The sequence below is a fragment of the Micromonospora chaiyaphumensis genome (assembly GCF_900091435.1).
Taxonomy (GTDB): Bacteria; Actinomycetota; Actinomycetes; order Mycobacteriales; family Micromonosporaceae; genus Micromonospora; species Micromonospora chaiyaphumensis.
The window spans coordinates 730,134-750,199 of sequence record NZ_FMCS01000002.1 but is presented as its reverse complement, the minus strand read 5'-3'; the positions used below and the strand labels follow the sequence as shown (position 1 = coordinate 750,199).

General features: G+C 72.3%; 21 protein-coding genes. 14 read left to right on the top strand and 7 right to left on the bottom strand.

Annotation, left to right across the window (positions count from 1 at the left end):
* Both GA0070214_RS09400 and GA0070214_RS09395 read left to right on the top strand, forming a co-directional pair.
* Positions 1 to 2,778: HAMP domain-containing protein (locus tag GA0070214_RS09400; protein ID WP_139141777.1), on the top strand; the 2,778-nt coding region annotated here is incomplete at its 5' end.
* The gene (locus GA0070214_RS09395) at positions 2,775 to 3,332 is read left to right on the top strand and encodes a response regulator (protein WP_091261373.1); all 558 of its coding nucleotides are present in this window, start codon (positions 2,775 to 2,777) and stop codon (positions 3,330 to 3,332) included. The genes GA0070214_RS09400 and GA0070214_RS09395, both read left to right, overlap by 4 nt.
* 4 nt (positions 3,333 to 3,336) lie before the next feature.
* On the opposite strand, the gene GA0070214_RS09390 is transcribed toward GA0070214_RS09395, so the two are convergent.
* Positions 3,337 to 3,858, bottom strand: a complete 522-nt coding sequence (locus GA0070214_RS09390) for a GbsR/MarR family transcriptional regulator (RefSeq protein WP_244167605.1) — start codon at positions 3,856 to 3,858, stop codon at positions 3,337 to 3,339.
* A gap of 67 nt (positions 3,859 to 3,925) precedes the next feature.
* On the opposite strand from GA0070214_RS09390, the gene GA0070214_RS09385 reads away from it, so the two are divergent.
* A complete protein-coding gene (locus GA0070214_RS09385; protein WP_091261371.1) occupies positions 3,926 to 4,828 on the top strand; it encodes an ABC transporter ATP-binding protein in 903 nt (300 codons plus the stop codon).
* Entirely contained in the window at positions 4,825 to 6,417 is a 1,593-nt protein-coding gene (locus GA0070214_RS09380; protein ID WP_091261370.1) for an ABC transporter permease, read from the top strand. Before GA0070214_RS09385 ends, GA0070214_RS09380 begins: the two co-directional genes overlap by 4 nt.
* A gap of 91 nt (positions 6,418 to 6,508) precedes the next feature.
* On the opposite strand, the gene GA0070214_RS09375 is transcribed toward GA0070214_RS09380, so the two are convergent.
* The gene (locus GA0070214_RS09375; protein ID WP_091261368.1) at positions 6,509 to 6,841 is read right to left on the bottom strand and encodes an STAS domain-containing protein; all 333 of its coding nucleotides are present in this window, start codon (positions 6,839 to 6,841) and stop codon (positions 6,509 to 6,511) included.
* A 151-nt stretch (positions 6,842 to 6,992) separates the two neighbouring features.
* On the opposite strand from GA0070214_RS09375, the gene hemL reads away from it, so the two are divergent.
* The 6 genes from hemL to ccsB are packed head-to-tail and all read left to right on the top strand — an operon-like array spanning position 6,993 to position 13,013.
* Positions 6,993 to 8,330, top strand: coding sequence for a glutamate-1-semialdehyde 2,1-aminomutase (hemL, locus tag GA0070214_RS09370; RefSeq protein WP_091261364.1), 1,338 nt, complete (start codon positions 6,993 to 6,995; stop codon positions 8,328 to 8,330).
* Positions 8,331 to 8,334: 4 nt separating this feature from the next.
* A complete protein-coding gene (locus GA0070214_RS09365; protein ID WP_091261362.1) occupies positions 8,335 to 8,982 on the top strand; it encodes a histidine phosphatase family protein in 648 nt (215 codons plus the stop codon).
* Positions 8,982 to 9,554 (top strand): TlpA family protein disulfide reductase, encoded by a 573-nt coding sequence (locus GA0070214_RS09360; RefSeq protein WP_091261360.1) that lies wholly within the window; start codon positions 8,982 to 8,984, stop codon positions 9,552 to 9,554. Before GA0070214_RS09365 ends, GA0070214_RS09360 begins: the two co-directional genes overlap by 1 nt.
* Complete coding sequence (locus GA0070214_RS09355) at positions 9,554 to 10,408, top strand: cytochrome c biogenesis CcdA family protein (protein ID WP_091261358.1); 855 nt, start codon at positions 9,554 to 9,556, stop codon at positions 10,406 to 10,408. Before GA0070214_RS09360 ends, GA0070214_RS09355 begins: the two co-directional genes overlap by 1 nt.
* Positions 10,408 to 12,033 carry a cytochrome c biogenesis protein ResB gene (resB, locus tag GA0070214_RS09350; protein ID WP_091261356.1) on the top strand — a complete coding sequence of 542 codons (1,626 nt, stop codon included), beginning with the start codon at positions 10,408 to 10,410 and terminating at the stop codon, positions 12,031 to 12,033. Before GA0070214_RS09355 ends, resB begins: the two co-directional genes overlap by 1 nt.
* Positions 12,033 to 13,013, top strand: a complete 981-nt coding sequence (gene ccsB / locus GA0070214_RS09345; protein WP_091261354.1) for a c-type cytochrome biogenesis protein CcsB — start codon at positions 12,033 to 12,035, stop codon at positions 13,011 to 13,013. Before resB ends, ccsB begins: the two co-directional genes overlap by 1 nt.
* Here ccsB and GA0070214_RS09340 read toward each other — a convergent pair.
* Positions 12,998 to 13,216 carry a hypothetical protein gene (locus tag GA0070214_RS09340; protein ID WP_091261352.1) on the bottom strand — a complete coding sequence of 73 codons (219 nt, stop codon included), beginning with the start codon at positions 13,214 to 13,216 and terminating at the stop codon, positions 12,998 to 13,000. The genes ccsB and GA0070214_RS09340 overlap by 16 nt on opposite strands.
* Positions 13,217 to 13,269: 53 nt before the next feature.
* Positions 13,270 to 13,740 carry a MarR family winged helix-turn-helix transcriptional regulator gene (locus GA0070214_RS09335; protein WP_091261350.1) on the bottom strand — a complete coding sequence of 157 codons (471 nt, stop codon included), beginning with the start codon at positions 13,738 to 13,740 and terminating at the stop codon, positions 13,270 to 13,272.
* A 64-nt stretch (positions 13,741 to 13,804) separates the two neighbouring features.
* Between GA0070214_RS09335 and GA0070214_RS09330 the strand changes: the two genes are divergently transcribed.
* Entirely contained in the window at positions 13,805 to 14,365 is a 561-nt protein-coding gene (locus tag GA0070214_RS09330; RefSeq protein WP_091261348.1) for a carboxymuconolactone decarboxylase family protein, read from the top strand.
* A 9-nt stretch (positions 14,366 to 14,374) separates the two neighbouring features.
* Here the strand turns inward: GA0070214_RS09330 and GA0070214_RS09325 are convergent, their stop codons facing one another.
* The gene (locus tag GA0070214_RS09325; RefSeq protein ID WP_091261346.1) at positions 14,375 to 15,247 is read right to left on the bottom strand and encodes an alpha/beta fold hydrolase; all 873 of its coding nucleotides are present in this window, start codon (positions 15,245 to 15,247) and stop codon (positions 14,375 to 14,377) included.
* 153 nt (positions 15,248 to 15,400) lie between these two features.
* Here GA0070214_RS09325 and GA0070214_RS09320 point away from each other — a divergent pair, with 153 nt between their 5' ends.
* Both GA0070214_RS09320 and mqnP read left to right on the top strand, forming a co-directional pair.
* Positions 15,401 to 16,861, top strand: a complete 1,461-nt coding sequence (locus GA0070214_RS09320) for a menaquinone biosynthesis decarboxylase (RefSeq protein ID WP_091261344.1) — start codon at positions 15,401 to 15,403, stop codon at positions 16,859 to 16,861.
* Complete coding sequence (gene mqnP / locus GA0070214_RS09315; protein WP_091261342.1) at positions 16,861 to 17,775, top strand: menaquinone biosynthesis prenyltransferase MqnP; 915 nt, start codon at positions 16,861 to 16,863, stop codon at positions 17,773 to 17,775. The genes GA0070214_RS09320 and mqnP overlap by 1 nt, the downstream gene beginning before the upstream one ends.
* 7 nt (positions 17,776 to 17,782) lie before the next feature.
* Here the strand turns inward: mqnP and GA0070214_RS09310 are convergent, their stop codons facing one another.
* Positions 17,783 to 18,742, bottom strand: a complete 960-nt coding sequence (locus tag GA0070214_RS09310) for a terpene synthase family protein (protein WP_091261339.1) — start codon at positions 18,740 to 18,742, stop codon at positions 17,783 to 17,785.
* A gap of 129 nt (positions 18,743 to 18,871) precedes the next feature.
* On the opposite strand from GA0070214_RS09310, the gene GA0070214_RS09305 reads away from it, so the two are divergent.
* Entirely contained in the window at positions 18,872 to 19,516 is a 645-nt protein-coding gene (locus GA0070214_RS09305) for a UbiX family flavin prenyltransferase (RefSeq protein WP_091261337.1), read from the top strand.
* Between the two features lie 54 nt (positions 19,517 to 19,570).
* Here GA0070214_RS09305 and GA0070214_RS09300 read toward each other — a convergent pair whose 3' ends face one another.
* Entirely contained in the window at positions 19,571 to 19,837 is a 267-nt protein-coding gene (locus tag GA0070214_RS09300; protein WP_013473529.1) for a BldC family transcriptional regulator, read from the bottom strand.
* Between the last annotated feature and the right edge of the window lie 229 nt (positions 19,838 to 20,066).

The window sequence follows — 20,066 nt, the reverse complement described above, 5'->3', positions numbered from 1 at the left end:
GCCGACGAGGTGACCCGGGTGGCCCGTGAGGTGGGCACCGAGGGCAAGCTCGGCGGCCAGGCCCAGGTACGCGGCGTCGCCGGCACCTGGCGCGACCTCACCGACAACGTGAACTCGATGGCGTCGAACCTGACCGCCCAGGTGCGGAACATCGCCCAGGTGTCGACGGCGGTGGCCAAGGGTGACCTGTCGCAGAAGATCACGGTGGACGCGCAGGGCGAGATCCTGGAGCTGAAGTCGACGGTCAACACGATGGTGGACCAGCTGTCGTCGTTCGCCGACGAGGTGACCCGGGTGGCCCGTGAGGTGGGCACGGAGGGCAAGCTGGGCGGCCAGGCGCAGGTGAAGGGCGTGAGCGGCACCTGGCGGGACCTGACCGACAACGTGAACTCGATGGCGTCGAACCTGACCAGCCAGGTGCGGAACATCGCCTCGGTCACCACCGCCGTGGCCAAGGGCGACCTGGGTCAGAAGATCACGGTGGACGCGCAGGGCGAGATCCTGGAGCTGAAGAACACCGTCAACACCATGGTCGACCAGCTGTCCTCGTTCGCCGACGAGGTCACCCGGGTGGCCCGTGAGGTCGGCATCGAGGGCAAGCTGGGCGGTCAGGCCCAGGTGAAGGGGGTCAGCGGCACCTGGCGCGACCTCACCGAGAACGTCAACCAGCTCGCCTCGACCCTGACCACCCAGCTCCGGGCGATCTCCCAGGTCTCCACCTCGGTGACCCGCGGTGACCTGACCCAGCGGATCAACGTGAAGGCGCAGGGCGAGGTCGCCGAGCTGAAGGACAACATCAACCAGATGATCGTCACCCTCCGGGAGACGACCAAGAAGAACGCCGAGCAGGGCTGGCTCGACTCGAACCTCGCCCGGATCGGCGGCCTGCTCCAGGGCCAGCGGGATCTCGGCGAGGTCTGCCGCATGATCATGATGGAGGTGACCCCGCTGGTCGACGCGCAGCTCGGCGCGTTCTTCCTGGCGGACAGCTCCGAGGGGAGCATGCGGCTGCGGCTCACCGCCTCCTACGGGTACGTCGCCCGCGGGCACGACGTGACCTTCGGGCCGGGCGAGGGGCTGGTCGGGCAGGCCGCCCTGTCCCGGCGGACCATCCGGGTCAACACCCAGCCCGACGGGCGCCTGGTGCTCCGTTCCGGCCTGGCCGAGACGCCCCCGGCCGACCTCGTGGTGCTGCCGGTCCTCTTCGAGGGCGAACTGCTCGGCGTGATCGAGTTCGCCGGGGTCACCACCTTCTCCGAGCTGCACCTGGCGTTCCTGGAGCGGCTCGTGCTCACCATCGGCGTCGCGGTCAACACCATCCAGGCCAACCGGCGTACGGAGGAGCTGCTCGCGCAGTCGCAGCGGCTGGCGCACGAGATGCAGGAGCAGTCGGCGGAGCTCCAACGCACCAACGCCGAGCTGGAGGACAAGGCGAAGCTGCTCTCCGAGCAGAAGACCAACATCGAGACGCAGAACCGGGAGATCGAGCTGGCCCGGCTCGGCCTGGAGGAGAAGGCGCAGCAGCTCACGCGGGCGTCGGCGTACAAGTCGGAGTTCCTGGCCAACATGAGCCACGAGTTGCGTACGCCGTTGAACTCGCTGCTCCTGCTGGCCCGGCTGCTCGCCGAGAACCCGGAGCAGAATTTGAGCCCGAAGCAGATCGAGTTCGCCCGGACCATCCACGGCGCCGGGTCGGACCTGCTCTCCCTGATCGACGACATCCTCGACCTGTCGAAGATCGAGGCCGGCCGGATGGACGTGGAGCCGACCGAGATCCACTTCTCGGAGATCCGCAGCTACGTCGAGCAGGCGTTCGCGCCGCAGGCCGAGGAGAAGGGCCTCGACTTCCAGGTACGCGTCAGCAAGGACCTGCCGCCGGCGCTGGTCACCGACGCCCAGCGGTTGCAGCAGATCCTGCGCAACCTGCTCTCCAACGCCGTGAAGTTCACCGACAACGGCGCGGTCACCCTGCGCATCGCGCCGGCCGCCGAGAACGCGGTGTTCGACGTGCCGGCGCTGACCAACGCCCGGCAGGTCATCGCGTTCACGGTGATCGACACCGGCATCGGCATCTCGGACGACAAGCTCTCGCTGATCTTCGAGGCGTTCCAGCAGGCCGACGGCACCACGAGCCGGCGCTACGGCGGCACCGGCCTGGGCCTGTCGATCAGCCGGGACCTGGCCCGCCTGCTCGGCGGCACGATCACCGTGGCCTCCGCGCCCGGGCAGGGGTCGACGTTCACCCTCTTCGTACCCGATGTGCTGGCACCGGACGCGGTGGTGGCGCCGGCGCCGCCCTCGCCGCAGCGCGCGGGCCTGCCGTCGTCCCTGCTCATGCCCATGGAGCTGCCGCAGCCGCAGGAGACTCCGGCGACCCGCCGGCTGGAGGGCGTGACCGTTCTGATCATCGACGACGACGTCCGGAACGTGTTCGCGCTGACCTCCGCGTTGGAACTTCACGGCATGGCCGTGTTGTACTCGGACAACGGGGCGGACGGCGTCCGCCAACTGGCCGAGCATCCGGAGGTGGACATCGTGTTGATGGACGCGATGATGCCGGACCAGGACGGCTACGAGACGACCGCGCAGATCCGCCGCAACCACCGCTTCGCGGACCTGCCCATCGTGTTCCTGACGGCGAAGGCGATGCCCGGTGACCGGGAATCGGCGATCGCGGCCGGGGGCAGCGACTACATCACCAAGCCGGTGGATCTGGACGAGCTGATCGAACTGATGGCGTCCTGGATCGGCCGGAGCCGAGGCGAGGAGACTCCGTGACCCAGATGGCCAAGGCGCTGCTGGTGGACGACCGGCGGGAGAACCTGATGGCCCTGGAGGCGATCCTCCAGGGGCTTCCGGTCCAGTCGGTCGCCGTGGAGAGCGGTGAGGCGGCGCTCAAGCAGCTCCTGGTGGACGACTTCGCGGTGATCCTGCTGGACGCCCAGATGCCGGACATGGACGGCTTCGAGACCGCCACCCACATCAAGCGGCGGGAGCGGACCCGGCACGTGCCGATCATCTTCCTCACCGCCGCGGACAAGGACGCCCAGCTCGCCCTGCGGGGCTACGCGGTCGGCGCAGTCGACTACCTGACCAAGCCCTTCGACCCGTGGGTGCTGCGGGCGAAGGTGTCGGTCTTCGTCGAGCTGTGGGTGAAGACCCGGCAGCTCGCCGCCCAGTCGGACCTGGTGCGGGAGCGCGACGCCCAGTGGCGGGTGCTCACCGACGCGGTCGACGAGGCGACCGCGCTGCTGCGGGCCGACGACGACCCGGAGTCCCGGGAGCGTGCGGTGGACCTGCTGGAGCAGGCCCGCTGGGGCAACAACGCCTGAGGGTTCAGGCGTCGGCCCGGTCGCCGTGCCCCGTCGCGGCGCGCCGGGCCCGCCACCGTTCGCCGAGGGCGTCGATCTCCTCCTGTACGAAGAGGAAGAAGTCCCGCATCTCGGCCACCCGCTCGCCGGCCGGGGTGTTCCGCCCGTGCAGCGCGTCCACCCCGCCGTTGGCGATGTCGATGAAGTTCTTGTAGAGGCCCGTCTTGGTGATGGTGGCCTCGTACCAGGCGTTGGCCGGCATCCGGTAGCGGTCCCGCCGGGAACCCTTGACCGGCTCGCGGACCAGGATGGCGAACTGGGTGAGGTAGCGCACGGCGCCGGAGACGGCCGCCGCGCTCACCCCCAGCCGCTCGGCGATCTCGGCGGCGGTCAGCGGCTCGTCGGCGCTCATCACGGTGAACAGCACCCGGCCGGCCATCCGGGGAAAGCCGACCTCCGCGAAGGCCATCGCCATCCGTTCGACGAAGAGGTGGACCTCTTCCTCGTCCCGGTGGGGCGGCCCTGTCATCGGTGTCGTCTCGCTCATCACACCTGATCGTCTCTCAGCTCTCACTGTCTTCACAAGTTTGTGAAACGAGCGTAGCTTCCGAAGTATGGAAACTCCCATTGAGGTGTCCGGCCTGGTGAAGACATTCGGCCGCACCCGAGCCCTCGACGGACTCGACCTGACCGTCCGTGCCGGCGAGGTGCACGGCTTCCTGGGCCCCAACGGCTCCGGCAAGTCGACCACGATCCGGGTGCTGCTCGGTCTGCTGCGGGCGGACGCGGGGGCCGTCCGGCTGCTCGGCGGCGACCCGTGGCGGGACGCCGTCGCCCTGCACCGCCGGCTCGCGTACGTGCCCGGCGACGTCACCCTCTGGCCCAACCTGAGCGGGGGCGAGGTGATCGACCTGCTCGGCCGGCTGCGCGGCGGGCTCGACCCGAAGCGCCGCGCCGAGCTGCTGGAGTCCTTCGAGCTGGACCCGCGCAAGAAGGGCCGGGCCTACTCCAAGGGCAACCGGCAGAAGGTCGGTCTGGTCGCGGCGCTCGCCTCCGACGTCGAGCTGCTCATCCTCGACGAGCCCACCTCCGGGCTCGACCCCCTCATGGAGGAGGTCTTCCAGCACTGGGTACGCCGGGCCAAGCAGGACGGCCGCACGGTGCTGCTCTCCAGCCACATCCTGGCCGAGGTCGAGGCGCTCTGCGACCGGGTGACGATCATCCGGAACGGCCGGGCCGTCGAGTCCGGCACCCTCACCGAACTGCGCCACCTGCACCGCACGTCGATCGACGCCGAGGTGACCGCCCCGCTCGACGGGCTGGCCGACCTGGCCGGCGTGCACGACCTGCGGGTGGACGGCAACCGGGTGCGCTTCGACGTGGACTCCGCCGCGCTGGACGTCGCCCTGCGGCGCCTCACCGAGCTGGGCGTCCGCAGCCTGGTCAGCACGCCGCCCACGCTGGAGGAGCTGTTCCTGCGGCACTACGAGGCCGTCCCCGAGGAGCTGGCCCGATGAGCACCCTCACCGGCACGTGGCCCCTGGCGCGGCTCGTCCTGCGGCGGGACCGCCTCGTGCTCCCGCTCTGGGTGCTGGTCCTCGCCGTGCTGCCGATGACGTACGCCACCAGCTTCTTCGAGCTGTTCCCGACCGACGCCGAGCGGGCCGCGTACGCCGCCGGCACCGCCCGCAACCCCTCGATCGTCGCGCTGCTCGGCCCGGTCTACGGGGAGAGCGTCGGCGCGCTGACCGCCCAGCGGTGCGGCTTCCTGCTGGTCATCGTCGCGCTGGCCAGCCTGCTGACCGTGATCCGGCACACCCGCGTCGAGGAGGAGGCCGGCCGGCGGGAACTGCTCGGTGGAGCGGTGCTCGGCCGGCACGCCGGGCTGACCGCCGCGCTGCTCGTCACGTACGCGGCCGACCTGTTGCTCGGCCTCCTCAGCGCGGCCGGGCTGGCGTCCACCGGGCTGCCCGCCGCCGGCTCGTGGGCGTACGGCCTCGGCACCGCGCTCACCGGCGTGGTCTTCGCCACCCTCGGCGGGCTGGCCGCCCAGCTCACCGAGACGGCGGGCGGTGCCCGGGGCATCGGCATCGCCGTCCTCGGCGCCGCGTTCGCGCTGCGGATGGTCGGTGACACCGCCAGCAACGACTGGCCCAGTTGGCTCTCCCCGCTGGGGTGGGCGCCCCGGATCCGGCCCTTCGAGGGGGAGCGCTGGTGGGTGCTGGCGCTGCCGCTGGTCGCGTCGGCGCTGCTCGCCGCGGTCGCGTACCCGGTCTCGGTGCGCCGTGACCTGGGCGCCGGGGTGCTGCCGCCCCGGCTCGGGCCGGCCGGCGCCGGCCGGGGGCTCGCCGGGCCGTTCGGGCTGGCCTGGCGGCTGCACCGGGGGCAGATCCTCTGGTGGTCGGTCGGCTTCGGCCTGCTCGGGCTGATCCTCGGCGGCGCCGCGGAGGCGGCCGGCCGCTCGGTCGAGGGCAACCCGCAGCTGGAGGACATCATGGCCCGGATCGGCGGGGCCTCCGGCCTGGCCGACGCCTACCTGGGCGCCACGCTCAGCCTGGCCGGGCTGGCCGCGGCGGGCTACGGCATCCAGGCCGCGCTGCGGATGCGCGCCGAGGAGTCCGCCGGGCACGCCGAACCGGTGCTCGCCACCGGCACGCACCGCTCCACCTGGCTGCTGTCGCACGTCGTGTTCGCGCTGGTCGGCCCGGTCGTGGTGCTCGCCGTGACGGGCCTGGCCACCGGCCTGACGTACGGCCTCAGCGTGCACGACGTGTCCCGGGAGCTGCCCCGGATGCTCGGCCTCGGGCTGGCCCAGGTGCCCGCCGCCTGGGTGCTGGCCGGGCTCGCCGTGCTGCTCTACGGCCTGCTGCCCCGGCTCGCCCCGGTGGCCTGGGCGGTGCTGGCGGTCTGTGTCCTGCTCGGCCAGCTCGGCGCGGTGCTCGAACTCGACCAGTGGCTGCTGGACCTGTCCCCGTTCACGCACACCCCGCAGGTCCTCCGCGACACCTGGAGCGCCACACCGCTCTGGACCCTGGCCGTCGTGGCGCTGGCCCTGGCGGCAGCCGGCCTGACGGCCTTCCGCCGCCGCGACGTCCCGGTCACCTGACCGCCCGCGCCCAGTTGATCAAGAAGTTTGCGTCAGGAAGCCAGCTCCGGCAGACGCAAACTTCTTGATCAACGCCGAGCGGGGCGGCGGGTCAGGGGGCTGTTTCGTTGCGGATCATCAGGGCGCTGCGGAGGCCGGTGATGTCCAGGACGCGCAGGAGGAAGTCGCCGACGTTGCTCAGGACCAGCAGGCTCTGGGCGTGACTGGCCTTGCGGCTGAGCACCACGAGGGTGCCGAGCCCCTGCGAGTCACAGAAGGTGACCCCGCCCAGGTCGAGCACGATGCGCGGCGGGGGATCGGCCAGCACCTCGTTGACGACCGTCGACAGCTGGGCGGCCGTGAGCATGTCGATCTCACCGGCGAGGCGAAGCACGGCTTCGTCACCCGTCCGGTGTAGCGTGATGGACAGTTCGGCACGATCCACCCGGTCAGCCTATCGCGATCTCGACCAACGGGCCCGTCGAGCGACCCGCCGGTCGGTGGCCCGCGCCGAACGGACGAGGGCGTGAGCCCGGTAACCCTCGGTGCGGGGTGCCTGCCGATCAGCCGCCCGGCGCTGACACAATGGCGGCATCGTGACCGATACCTTTTCCGCCGGATCCGGCCGCTACCCGGCCGACGCACCGGCCTCCGAGGCCCTGTTCGACCGCGCCAAGGCCATCGTGCCCGGCGGGGTCAACTCCCCCGTACGCGCGTTCCGTGCCGTCGGCGGCACCCCGCGCTTCATGGTCCGGGGGGAGGGTCCGTGGCTCTTCGACGCCGACGGTCGCCGCTACGTCGACCTGGTCTGCTCCTGGGGCCCGCTGATCCTCGGTCACGCCCACCCGGCGGTGGTCGAGGCGCTGCGCGAGGCCGCCGCGCTCGGCACCAGCTTCGGCACCCCGACCCCGGGCGAGGTCGACCTGGCCGCCGAGATCGTCGCGCGTACCCCGGTGGAGCAGGTCCGCCTGGTCAACTCGGGCACCGAGGCGACCATGTCGGCGATCCGGCTGGCCCGCGGCTTCACCGGCCGGGCCAAGATCGTCAAGTTCTCCGGCTGCTACCACGGCCACTCCGACGCGCTGCTGGCCGCCGCCGGCTCGGGCGTGGCCACCTTCGGGCTGCCCGACTCGCCCGGCGTCACCGGGGCGGCGGCGGGCGACACCATCGTGCTGCCGTACAACGACCTGCGCGCGGTCGAGGAGGCCTTCGCCGCCGAGGGCCCGCACATCGCGGCGATCATCACCGAGGCGGCCGCCGGCAACATGGGCGTGATCGCCCCGCGCGGCGACTTCAACCAGCAGCTCGCCCGGATCGCCCACGCGCACGGCGCGCTGCTGATCGTCGACGAGGTGATGACCGGGTTCCGGGTCTCCCGCGCCGGCTGGCACGGCCTCGACCCCTCCGACGCTGACCTGTGGACGTACGGGAAGGTCATGGGCGGTGGCCTGCCCGCCGCGGCGTTCGGCGGGCGCGCGGAGATCATGGCGAAGCTGGCCCCGGCGGGCCCGGTCTACCAGGCCGGCACGCTCTCCGGTAACCCCCTCGCCTGCGCCGCCGGCCTGGCCACGCTGCGGCTGGCCGACGACGCGCTCTACCGCCGCCTCGACGAGACGGCCGCCGCCGTGGGCAAGCTCGCCACCGAGGCGCTGGCCGCCGCCGGGGTCCCGCACCGCCTGTCCTGCGCGGGCAACATGTTCTCGATCTTCTTCACCGACGCCGACGTGGCCGACTACGACAGCGCGCGCACCCAGCAGGTGCCGGCGTTCAAGGCGTTCTTCCACGCCATGCTCGCCGCCGGCGTCTACCTGCCGCCGAGCGCGTTCGAGTCGTGGTTCGTGTCGGCGGCGATCGACGACGCCGCCCTGGAGCAGATCGCCGCGGCCCTGCCCGAGGCGGCGACGGCGGCGGCAGCGGCAGGACACGGGGGGTAGAACGGTGAGCGAGACGGTGGTCCACGTGCTGCGGCACGGCGAGGTGCACAACCCGGACGGCATCCTCTACGGCCGGCTGCCCGGCTTCCGCCTCTCCGAGCTGGGCGTCCAGATGGCCAAGGCCGCCGCGCAGGCGCTCGCCGAGCGCACCGTGGTGCACGTGGTGGCCAGCCCGCTCGAGCGCGCCCAGCAGACCGCCGAGCCGATCGCCGCCCAGTTCGGCCTGCCGGTCGGGGTGGACGAGCGGCTCATCGAGAGCGCGAACTGGTTCGAGGGCAAGAAGGTCTCGCCGGGCGACGGCTCGTTCCGCGACCCGCGCAACTGGTGGGTGCTGCGCGACCCGGTCACCCCGTCCTGGGGCGAGGCCTACCGGGTGATCGCCGAGCGGATGTTCGGCGCGCTGCACGCCGCCCGGGTCGCCGCCGAGGGGCGCGAGGCCGTGCTCGTCTCCCACCAGCTCCCCATCTGGACCCTGCGCCGCTACGTCGAGCGCAAGCGGCTCTGGCACGACCCGCGCCGGCGGCAGTGCGGCCTGGCCAGCCTCACCTCGTTCCACTTCGACGGCGCCAAGATCGTCGGCATCGGCTACTCCGAGCCCGCGGCCCACCTGGTCTCGATCTCGCCGACCGCCCGGACGGCCAAGGGAGCCTGATGCCCAGCCGGAGGCTCGTCGCCGCCCTGCTCGCCGCCGTCACCGCCGCGACGGCGCTGGCCGGCTGCTCCTCCGGCAGCGAGGAGAGCCGCTGCGCGAGCGACGGCGTCACCATCACCTGCGCCCCCGACCAGCGGTCGAAGACCCCGAAGGTGAGCGGTGAGCTGCTCACCGGCGGCAGCTACGACATCTCGCAGGCCCGCGGCCAGGTCGTCGTGGCCAACTTCTGGGGCTCCTGGTGCGCGCCCTGCCGGGCGGAGGCCGACGACCTGGAGGCCGTGTACCAGGCCACCAAGGCGTCCGGTGTGACCTTCCTCGGCATCAACGTGCAGGACAGCAAGGACAAGGCGATCGCGTTCGAGGAGGGCCGGGTCACCTACCCGAGCCTCTTCGACCCGGCCAGCCGGCAGGCGCTCAACTTCGACATCCCGCCCAACACCACGCCGGCGACCGTCGTCCTGGACCGCGAGGGCCGGGTCGCCGTGGTGATCCGCCGGGCGATCACCCGGGACGAGCTCCAGCCCATCGTCGAGCGGGTCGCCGCCGAGCAGCCCGCGTCCGGTTCCCGCTGATGGGCGAGACCTTCCGCCAGCTCGCCGAGTCCGGCCCGCTGCTGCTGGCCGTCGGGGCCGCGGCGCTCGCCGGGCTGGTCAGCTTCCTGTCCCCGTGCGTCCTGCCGCTGATGCCCGGCTACCTGTCGTACGTCACCGGGCTGGCCGGTGCGGACCTGGAGGGCCGGAGCGCGCGGAAGGGCCCGCCTCCGGTAGCGGACGGGACACCGGTCAACCCCGCCGGCGGCGCGGGGGTCGCCCTGGCGACGGCACCGGCCACCCGGTCGGCGGTCGCCGTCAAGGGGCGGGTGCTGGCCGGCACGCTGCTCTTCATCGCCGGCTTCACCGCCGTGTTCGTCGCCACCGCGATCCTCTTCTCCGGTGTCGGCAAGCTCTTCTTCCAGTACGAGCGCACGCTGGAGATCGTCATCGGTGCCCTGGTCGTCGTGCTCGGCCTCGGCTACCTGGGCGTGGTCCCCGGGATGCAGCGCGAGTTCCGCATCCGGCGGCTCCCCGCCGCCGGGCTGCTCGGCGCCCCGGTGCTCGGCGCGGTCTTCGCGCTGAGCTGGTTGCCGTGCACCGGCCCGACCCTCGGCGCCGTGCTCGGCATGGCCACCGTCGACGGGCGGACCGACCGGGCCGTGCTGCTCGCCGTGGCGTACTGCCTCGGGCTGGGGGTACCGTTCGTCGTCTTCGGGCTGGGCTTCCACCGCCTGCTCGGGGTGTTCCGCGCCGTCCGCCGCAACAGCCGCTGGGTCACCCGGATCGGCGGCGCGCTGCTGATCCTGATCGGCGTGGCGCTGGTCACCGGCGGCTGGCAGGACTTCGTGATCTGGTTGCAGACGCACGTGGGCGTGGGCGAGGTGAGCATCTGATGACGACCGTGGACGACCGGCCGGCCGCGCCGCCCGCCGGGGCGCCCCGGCGACGAATCCACCCCGTGCTGGCCCTGCTGCGCAACTCGTGGCGGCAGCTCACCAGCATGCGTACGGCCCTGATCCTGCTCTTCCTGCTGGCGATCGCCGCCATTCCCGGCTCGGTGCTGCCGCAGCGCGGGGTCAGCCCGGAGAAGGTCAACGAGTACTTCGTCGACCACCCCGACCTGGCGCCCCGGCTCCAGCAGCTGGGCATGTTCGAGGTGTTCGGCTCGGTCTGGTTCTCGGCCATCTACCTGCTGCTGTTCACCTCGCTGGTCGGCTGCATCCTGCCCCGGGCCCGCGACCACGTCCGCGCGCTGCGGATGCGGCCGCCCGCCGCCCCGAAGCGCCTGGAGCGGCTGCCCCAGCACGCGGTGCTGGAGGCCCCGGCCGCCGCCGATCCGGAGGCGATCGCGGCCGTGCTGCGCCGCCGCCGCTGGCGGGTCACCGTGCGCGGCAACGAGGTCTCCGCCGAGAAGGGCTACCTCAAGGAGACCGGCAACCTGCTCTTCCACGTCTCGCTGGTCGCCGTCCTGCTCGGGGTCGCGGTCGGGTCGTGGTACGGCTGGCACGGCAACCGGATCCTGGTGTCCGGCGCGGACAACGCCTTCTGCAACACCCGCCAGCAGTACGCGGAGGCGTCGCTGGGCCCGCGCGTCGACAGCTCCGACCTGCCGCCGTTCTGCCTCACGCTGGACAGGTTCGAGGCGGACTACCTGGAGTCCGGTCAGGCCTCCCGCTACTGGGCCACGGTGACCGTCGACCACCAGGAGGACGGGTCGACCCGGACCGCCGGCTTCTCGGTCAACTCGCCGCTGCGGCTCGGCGCGGCCAACGTCTACCTGCTCGGCAATGGGTACGCGCCGATCCTGAGGTACACCGACCGGTACGGCCGCACCCAGACCAGCACGGCGCCGTTCCTGCGCAGCGGCGACCAGAACGCCACCGAGGAGGGCGTGGCCGCCTTCCCCGACGCCAACGTCGATCCGAAGACCGGCAAGCGGGCCGCCGACCAGCAGGTCGCCTTCGACGGGCTCTACCTGCCCACCGCGCCGGACCGGGGGCCCTACCTGTCGTCGCAGTTCCCGGCGGAGCGGAACCCGGCCGTGAACCTGCGGGCCTACCGGGGCAACCTCGGGCTGGACGCCGGCATCCCCGGCTCGGTCTACGCACTCGACCAGCGGCAGATCGACAACGGCAAGCTCAAGCAGGTCGGCGAGAAGCTGCTGCGCCCCGGCGAGAAATGGACCCTGGACGACGGCAGCACGCTGGAGTTCCTCGGCACGAAGCCCTACATCACCATCTCGGTCCGGTACGCCCCCGGCCAGAGCATGATGCTCGTCGCCTGCGTGACGCTGCTGCTCGGGCTCATGGGCTCGCTCTTCGCCCGGCGGCGGCGGGTCTGGTTCCGGGTTTCGCCCCCGGTGGGTGGATCTCCGACGAGCGGTAGTAGTTTGGTGGAGGCCGGTGGGCTGCCGCGCACCGAGCATCCAGGGTTCGCCGACGAGTTCGCACAGCTCGTCGCCGCGGTCAGCGACGACGGGCGGGACGACGACCGGCGGGCGCGAGAAGGAGACGAGTGATGTCCGCACTCTCCGACCAGCTGGTCACGTTCGCGATCCTCGCGTACCTGGTCGCGATGATCAGCCACGCCGTCGAGTACGCCCTGGGCAACGCCCGGAAGGTGCCGGCGGCGGCCCCGGCCCGGGAGCTGGTGGGCGCCGGCGTCGGCGGCCCCGGCGGGACGGTCGAGGAGCCGGCCACCCCGGTCACGCCGGCCGCCACCCGCGCCGGCCGCTCCGCCGCCCGGGCCGCGCTGGCCGGGCGGATCGCCGCCTGGATCACCGTGCTCGCCGCCGCACTGCACCTGGGCGCGGTGGTCACCCGGGGCATCGCCGCCGAGCGGATGCCCTGGGGCAACATGTACGAGTTCGTGCTGACGGTCACCTGGATCGGGGCGGCGGCCTGGCTCGCGGTGCTCTGGAAGCAGCCGTCGCTGCGCCGGCTCGGGCTGTTCCTGACCCTCGTCATGGTGCTGCTGCTGGCGTTCGCCGAGCTGAAGCTCTATGTGCAGGTCGTGCCGCTGATGCCGGCGCTCCAGTCCTACTGGTTCATCATCCACGTGTCGACGATCATCTTCGCCTCCGGCATCTTCCTGCTGGGCGTGGTGCCGGCCGTGGCGTACCTGATGCGGGCCGGCTGGGAGCAGGGGAAGCGGAGCTTCCCGTACACCCTGGCCCGGCGGTTGCCGGCGGCGGCCGGCCTGGAGCGGCTGACCTTCACGCTGCACGCCTTCGCCTTCCCGGTCTTCACCTTCGCGGTGATCGCCGGGGCGATCTGGGCCGAGGCGGCCTGGGGCCGCGCCTGGGGCTGGGACCCGAAGGAGACCTGGGCGTTCATCTCCTGGGTGGTCTACGCGGGCTACCTGCACGCCCGGGCCACCCCGAGCGTCAAGCGCAACGTGGCCACCTGGATCTCCGTCGTGGGCTTCCTGACCATGCTCATGAACCTGTTCGGGGTCAACTTCTTCTTCACCGGCCTGCACTCCTACGCGGGCGTCTGACCCCCGCACCCGGACCGGCTCGCGGTCAGCACGCCGTCGACGCGTAGGGTGATCTGGTAGGCCACCTCGGGGAGGTCGGCCAGGTCGAGGCGGTCGGCCCGCAGCGCGAACTGGGCGTGGAGCTCGCGGGCCACCGCGTCCCGGATCTCGGCCTGCAGGGGGCTGAGCCCGTCCGGATCACCCACCACGTACGCGTCGTCCATACCGACATCGTCGCCGCCGGCCCTGTTGCGGGGTCAAGGCGCGACGATGTTTGTCACCCGCTGAACCAGCCGGGGACGTCGAGGCGGAAGACGTCGGCCGGGACCATTCGGCGCAGGTCGTCCTCGATCGCCGCGACCCGCTCGGCGCCGAGGATCGCCGCCCAGCGGTCCCGCAGGTCGTCGAAGACGACCGCCGAGCGGCGCAGCCCGTCGTGGCCCTTCGCCGTCATCCGGACCAGCTTGCGGCGGGCGTCGGCGGGGTCGTCGGCGCGTTCCAGGTAGCCGAGTGCGACCAGCCGGTCGACGGTCTTGCCGGCCGCCTGTTTCGAGACGCCGAGGCGCTGCCCGAGGTCGGACGCCGTGGTCCCGGCGGGGCCGACGGCCTGGAGCACGAAGCCGTGGGCCGGGCGCAGCTCGGGGTGCCCCTGCCGGGCCAGTTCGGCGTGCAGGTCGTCGATGAGCGTGCGGAAGCCGGCGAGCAGCAGCAGCGGGAGTACGAAGCCCGGGCGGTCAGGCGTTGCCATGTTCGACAACCCCGTTTACTATTTCGTCAACCACGTTGACTATATTACGCGAGGGGTTCCCGTCATGTCCCGTCCCGTCTTCACCGCCCACACCCTCGACACCGCGCCCGCCGCCGCGCGTCGCACCATGGCCGACGTGCACCGGAAGTTCGGCCACCTGCCCGGCGCCGTGGCCCTGATGGCCGAGTCACCCGAGCTGCTCAAGGGCTTCCTCACGGCCAACGCCGTCTTCGAGTCCACCGACCTCGACCCGGTCGCCCGCGAGGTGGTCGTGCTGACGGTGGCCACCCGCAACGAGTGCCACCTCTGCGTGGCCATGCACACCGCGTCGCTCACCCGGCAGGGCGCGGCGCCCGGGCTCATCGAGGCGCTCCGGGCCGGCGCCGCGCTGCCCGACCCCCGCCTGGAGGCGCTGCGCCGGTTCACCGTCGCCGTCCTCGACCACCGGGGCGCGGTTCCGGACGGCGACCTGGACGCCTTCCTGGCCGCCGGCTGGCAGCCCCGGCACGCGCTGGACGCGGTGCTCGGCGTCGGCACGTACACGATCTCGACCTTCGCCAACCGGCTCACCGACGCCCCGCTCGACCCGCCGCTGGCCGCGTACGCCTGGTCCCCGGCCTCCTGACCGGCGGCCTCAGCCCCGCAGAAACGGCAGCAGCAGGTCGGCCAGCTCGGCCGGCCGCTCCTCGAAGAGCCAGTGGCCACACTCCTCCACCACCTCGCCGGTGACCGTGTCGGCGTATCGCCGGACCTGCTCGGCCACCTGCTCACCGAGGCTGGCCCGGGCACCGACGGCGAGGACCGGCATCGGCAGCTTCGTCGCCCGGTACGCGGCGTTGTCCGCCACGTCCTGTCCGAACGCCCGGAAGTAGGCGAAGCTCGCCCAGAGGTGGGCCGGGTCCCGCAGGTGCCGGCCGTACTCCGCCGTCTCCTCCGGACCGATGCTGCCCTTGTTGACCATGATCGAGTCGGTGAACCGATCCACCCAGAGCGGTTCCCGGCCGGTGACGAGTTGCTCCGGCAGGCCGTTGGTCAGGTTGAAGAAGCCGAAGTTCCACACGGCCGGGCCGGCGGCGGTGAGGGCCGGAATCGCGTAGATGCTCTCGTCGGGGATCGGCGCCTCGGTGAGCGCCAGCCGGGACACCCGGTCGGGATGCGCGGCGGCGTAGGCGTAGGCGACCATCGTGCCGAGGTCGTGACCGACCAGGCGGATGTCCTCGACCAGGCCGAGCCCGGTCAGCAGCCCGTGCAGGTCGGCGGCGACGGTCTTCTTGTCGTAGCCGTCGGTCGGGGCGTCGCTGTCGCCGAAGCCGCGCAGGTCGGGCGCGACCACCTCGAACGACTCGGCGAGCACCGGCAGCAGGTGCCGCCACATCCGCCAGCACTGCGGGTAGCCGTGGAGCAGCACCAGGGTGGGCCCGCTGCCCCCGCGGACGTAGTTGATCGTGACGTCACCGACCCGGGTCCGCTGCTCGGTGAACCCTGCCGGGACCCGTCCGTCGCCCATCGACGCCCCCTTTCGTCCGGCGGCTCGACTACCCGCTGAGTGGGGAGCCATGCGGGCCCGCCGACTGCGCCGGGTGCGCTCGCCCGACGCTACGGCTCAGCTCACAGCACCCGGCTTGGACGCTGAGAACACCGGTGCGGGAGACTGGCGGGCATGGCGGCTCGTGGCTTCCCGTACACCGATCTCAAGGACTTCCTCGCGGCGCTGGAGGCCGCGGGCGAGCTGCGGCGGGTGAGCGTGCCGGTCGACCCCACCCTGGAGATCAGCGAGGTGGTCACCCGGACGGTCCGCGACGGCGGCCCGGCGCTGCTCTTCGAGCGGCCCACCCGGGGCGAGATGCCGGTGGCGATCAACCTGTTCGGCACCGAGAAGCGGATGGCCATGGCGCTCGGCGTCGAGACGCTTGACGAGATCGGCGAGCGGATCGGCGGGCTCATCAAGCCGGAGCTGCCGGTCGGCTGGTCCGGCATCCGCGAGGGCCTGGGCAAGGTGATGCAGCTCAAGTCGGTGCCCCCGCGCAAGGTCAAGACCGCGCCGTGCCAGCAGGTGGTCTACCGCGGCGACGACGTCGACCTCAACCGGCTGCCCGGCCTCCAGGTGTGGCCCGGCGACGGCGGGATCTTCCACAACTTCGGGCTGACTCACACCAAGCACCCCGAGACCGGCAAGCGCAACCTCGGCCTCTACCGGCTCCAGCAGCACGGCCGGAACACCCTCGGTATGCACTGGCAGATCCACAAGGACTCCACGGCGCACCACGCCGTCGCCGAGCGGCTCGGCCAGCGGCTTCCGGTCGCCATCGCCATCGGCTGCGACCCCGTCGTCTCGTACGCGGCGACCGCGCCGCTGCCCGGCGACATCGACGAATACCTGTTCGCGGGCTTCCTGCGCGGCGAGCGGGTGGAGATGGTCGACTGCCTCACCGTGCCGTTGCAGGTGCCGGCGCACGCCCAGGTGGTGCTGGAGGGCTACCTGGAGCCCGGCGAGCGGCTGCCCGAGGGCCCGTTCGGCGACCACACCGGCTTCTACACCCCGGTCGAGCCGTTCCCGGTGCTGCACGTCGAGACCATGACCATGCAGCGCGACCCGGTCTACCACTCGATCATCACCTCGAAGCCGCCGCAGGAGGACCACGGCCTCGGCAAGGCCACCGAACGGATCTTCCTGCCGCTGCTCAAGCTGATGATCCCGGACATCGTCGACTACGACCTGCCGGCCGCCGGCGTCTTCCACAACTGCGCGATCGTCTCCATCCGCAAGCGCTACCCGAAGCACGCGCAGAAGGTGATGAACGCGATCTGGGGCGCCCACCTCATGTCGCTGACCAAGCTCATCGTGATCGTCGACGAGGACTGCGACGTGCACGACTACAACGAGGTCGCGTTCCGCGCGTTCGGCAACGTCGACTACGCCCGGGACCTGCTGGTCACCGAGGGCCCGGTGGACCACCTGGACCACGCCTCGTACCAGCAGTTCTGGGGCGGCAAGGCGGGCCTCGACGCGACCCGCAAGCTGCCCACCGAGGGCTACACCCGGGGCTGGCCCGAGGAGATGACCATGTCGCCCGAGGTGGTCTCGCTGGTCGACAAGCGCTGGAAGGAGTACGGCATCTGATGGCCACCGTCGCCGAGGTCCCGGTGGAACGCCCGGGTCGGGTCAAGTCGTTCCTCAAGCTCGTCACGATCGAGCACTCGGTCTTCGCGCTGCCGTTCGCGTACCTGTCGGCGCTGACCGCCATGCAGGTCCACGGCGGGCGAGTGCGGTGGCTCGACCTGCTGCTCATCACCGTGGCGATGGTCGGGGCGCGGACGTTCGCCATGGCCGCCAACCGGATCCTCGACCGGCGGATCGACGCGCGCAACCCGCGTACCGCCAACCGGGAGCTGGTCACCGGGGCCGTGAGCGTGCGGACGGCCTGGACCGGCGCGGTCGTCGCCCTGGTGGTCTTCCTGGCCGCCGCCGCCCTGCTCAACCCGCTCTGCCTGGCGCTCGCCCCGCTCGCCGTGGTGCCGCTGGTCGTCTACCCCTACGGCAAGCGGTTCACCAACTGGCCGCACGCCATCCTGGCCGTCGCCCAGGCGGTCGGCCCGGTCGGCGCCTGGCTGGCGGTCACCGGCACCCTCGCCGGCTCCGGGCCGGCCTGGCTGCTCGGCGCGGCGGTCGGCCTCTGGATCGGCGGCTTCGACCTCATCTACGCCTGCCAGGACTCCGAGATCGACCGGGAGATCGGGGTGCACAGCGTCCCGGCCCGCTACGGCCGGCGCTTCGCGCTGCACGCGTCGACCGTCGCGCACGTGGTGACCTTCGCGCTGTTCATCTGGTTCGGCGCGCTGGTGGGCTTCGGCTGGCTCTGGTGGATCGGGCTGGCGCTCACCGCGGTCGCCTTCGCTTACCAGCACCTGGTGGTCAGCCCGACCGACCTGAGCAAGGTCAACCGGGCGTTCTTCACCGCCAACGGCTTCGTCGGCATCGCGCTGTTCGTCTTCGCCCTGCTCGACCTGGTGATCCGCCTGGGCCTGCGCGCCTGAGCGGGTGTCAACCGGCCACCGGGTAGCGGGCGCTCTCCAGCGTCCAGTCGACCGTGCCGCGGACCGCGTTGCCCAGGCCGTCGAGGTGGGCGGCGACAGCCTCGTCCAGCGCCGGCCCGAACGACGGCACCGCGGCGCGCAGCGCCATGAAGCGGGCCATCTCCGCGCGCCAGCCCGCGGCGACCAGGTCCACGGCGGCCGGCACCGGCACGCCCCGCTCGGCGGCCACGGCCAGCACGAGGTTGTGGCCCCCCGCGCCGGCCCGGTCCCGCTCCAGCGAGGCCAGGTCGTTGTACCAGGACAGCAGGTCGTTGGCGAGGTCGGCGAGCCGGCGCAGCGCGGGATGGTGGTAGACCGCGTCGGGCAGCGGCCGCCGGGCGGCGAACTCGATGAGCGGGTACGACACGTAGGCCGCCGAGGTGGCCCGGCGTAGCTGCACGTACTCGGCGACGCCCGGTGGCCGCCCGGCGACGGTGGCCACCGCCTCGCGCCAGGCGCCGTCGAGGTGATCGGCCACGGCGTCGGCGAAGCGCAGCCGCCAGCGGGCCGGCATCCGCCGCCGGGGCTCCCGCCACGCCTGGACCAGCAGCCGGCGCAGCGGGCCGGAGAAACCGGGGTGGCGGGCCCGGGGACCCTCCCGGAGCAGGGCCAGCGCCCCGTCGCGCAGCGCCCGGATCTGCGTCGGGGCCAGCCGGTCCGGCCCCTCGCAGGCGTCGTCCACGAGGAAGAACCACGTGAACAGGGCGGCCAGCGCCCGCAGGTCGGGCTCGGTGGCGTCCGGGTAGAGGCGGCCGGCGTAGCGGGCGAAGCCGGCCCGGGCCAGCCGTTCCCGCGTCGCCGGATCCAGCGGCAGGCCGAGCCGGTCGAGTTGGCCGACGAGCCACTCCTGCACCGGGTCGGCGTGCGGGGAGAGCCGGGGCGGGATCGGACAATCGGCTCGCAACGCCCGCAGCACCGCCGCCGTCATCACCGGTCCCTTCCATCGACGTGGATCGCCGAGGGAAGAATCCCACGTTCGCGGGGCGGCCGCCGACCCGGACGGGCAACGCCGGGGGCGGCCGCCCGGCGTCCGGCTCGACCAGGCAGTCTGGACGGCATGCGCGAACCATGGGTGGTCGGCGTCTCCGGTGCCTCCGGCACGCCGTACGCGGCCGCGGTCGTCGGGGGCCTGCTCGACGCCGGCCAGGCGGTGGACCTGATCGTCTCCCGGGCCGCCCGGCTGACCATCCTCGACGAGACCGGCCGGCCGTTCCGGGACGGGCACTGGGCCGAGGACCTCGCCGCCTGGCTGGGCCGCGACCTCACCGACGCGGACCTGCGGCACTGGCCGGCCGGTGACCTGGCCGCCGGCCCCAGCAGCGGCTCCTACCGGGTACGCGGCATGGCCGTCGTCCCGGCCAGCACGGCGGCCTGCGCCGGCATCGCCATCGGGCTCTCGAAGGACCTGTTGCAGCGCGCCGCCGAGGTGAACCTCAAGGAGCGGCGGCCCGTCGTGGTGGTGCCCCGGGAGACCCCGGTGACCCGCAGTCACCTGGAACACCTCATCGCGCTGCACGACGCCGGCGCCGTGGTGCTGCCGGCGAGCCCCGGCTTCTACGGTGCCGGGGCGGCGGCGTCCGCCCAGCAACTGGTCGATTTCGTGGCCGGCAAGGTGCTGGACGCGCTCGGCGTGCCGCACACGCTGTTCCGCCGCTGGTCCGGCGAACTGGCCGCCGCCCGCCGGGACGCGGAGGAGGCCTGACGGCGCCGATCGGGACGCGGGCCAGGAGTGGGCCGCGTCCCGATCGGTGTCGCCTCAGTACATTCCGGCGTTCGCCGGCCCCGGGCCGGTCGAGGCGGTCGGGCCCATGTTGCGTGCCTTGCCCATGTCCTCCGCCTCGTCCAGCATGCCCTCCCCCTCAAGCAGGGCCCGCACCTCGGATTCCCGAAACCGGCGATGCCCGCCTGGAGTCCGGATGCTGCCGATCCGGCCGGCCGCTGCCCATCTGGTAACGGTCTTCGGGTCAACCCGAAACAGCGCGGCGACCTCACCCGGTGTCAGCAGGCGATCTCCAGTGTCCACAGCCCCCTCCTCGCGTCGACGAAGCCCCCGGCTGAACACACTGCCCCCGGCCGGTGCGAGCCCAGAGCCGTCATGAGGGACGTATGGCAATTACAGCACCAGCGACCTGGCGTGTCCGCCAAACGCGAAAAACGCACACAGTGAGAAGTTAGTAAATGCTACCGGTGTAGAACCCCCGTGACTGCACGTTTGTGAACGGCAACGTGACGTCATGTTCAACTGATGCCGC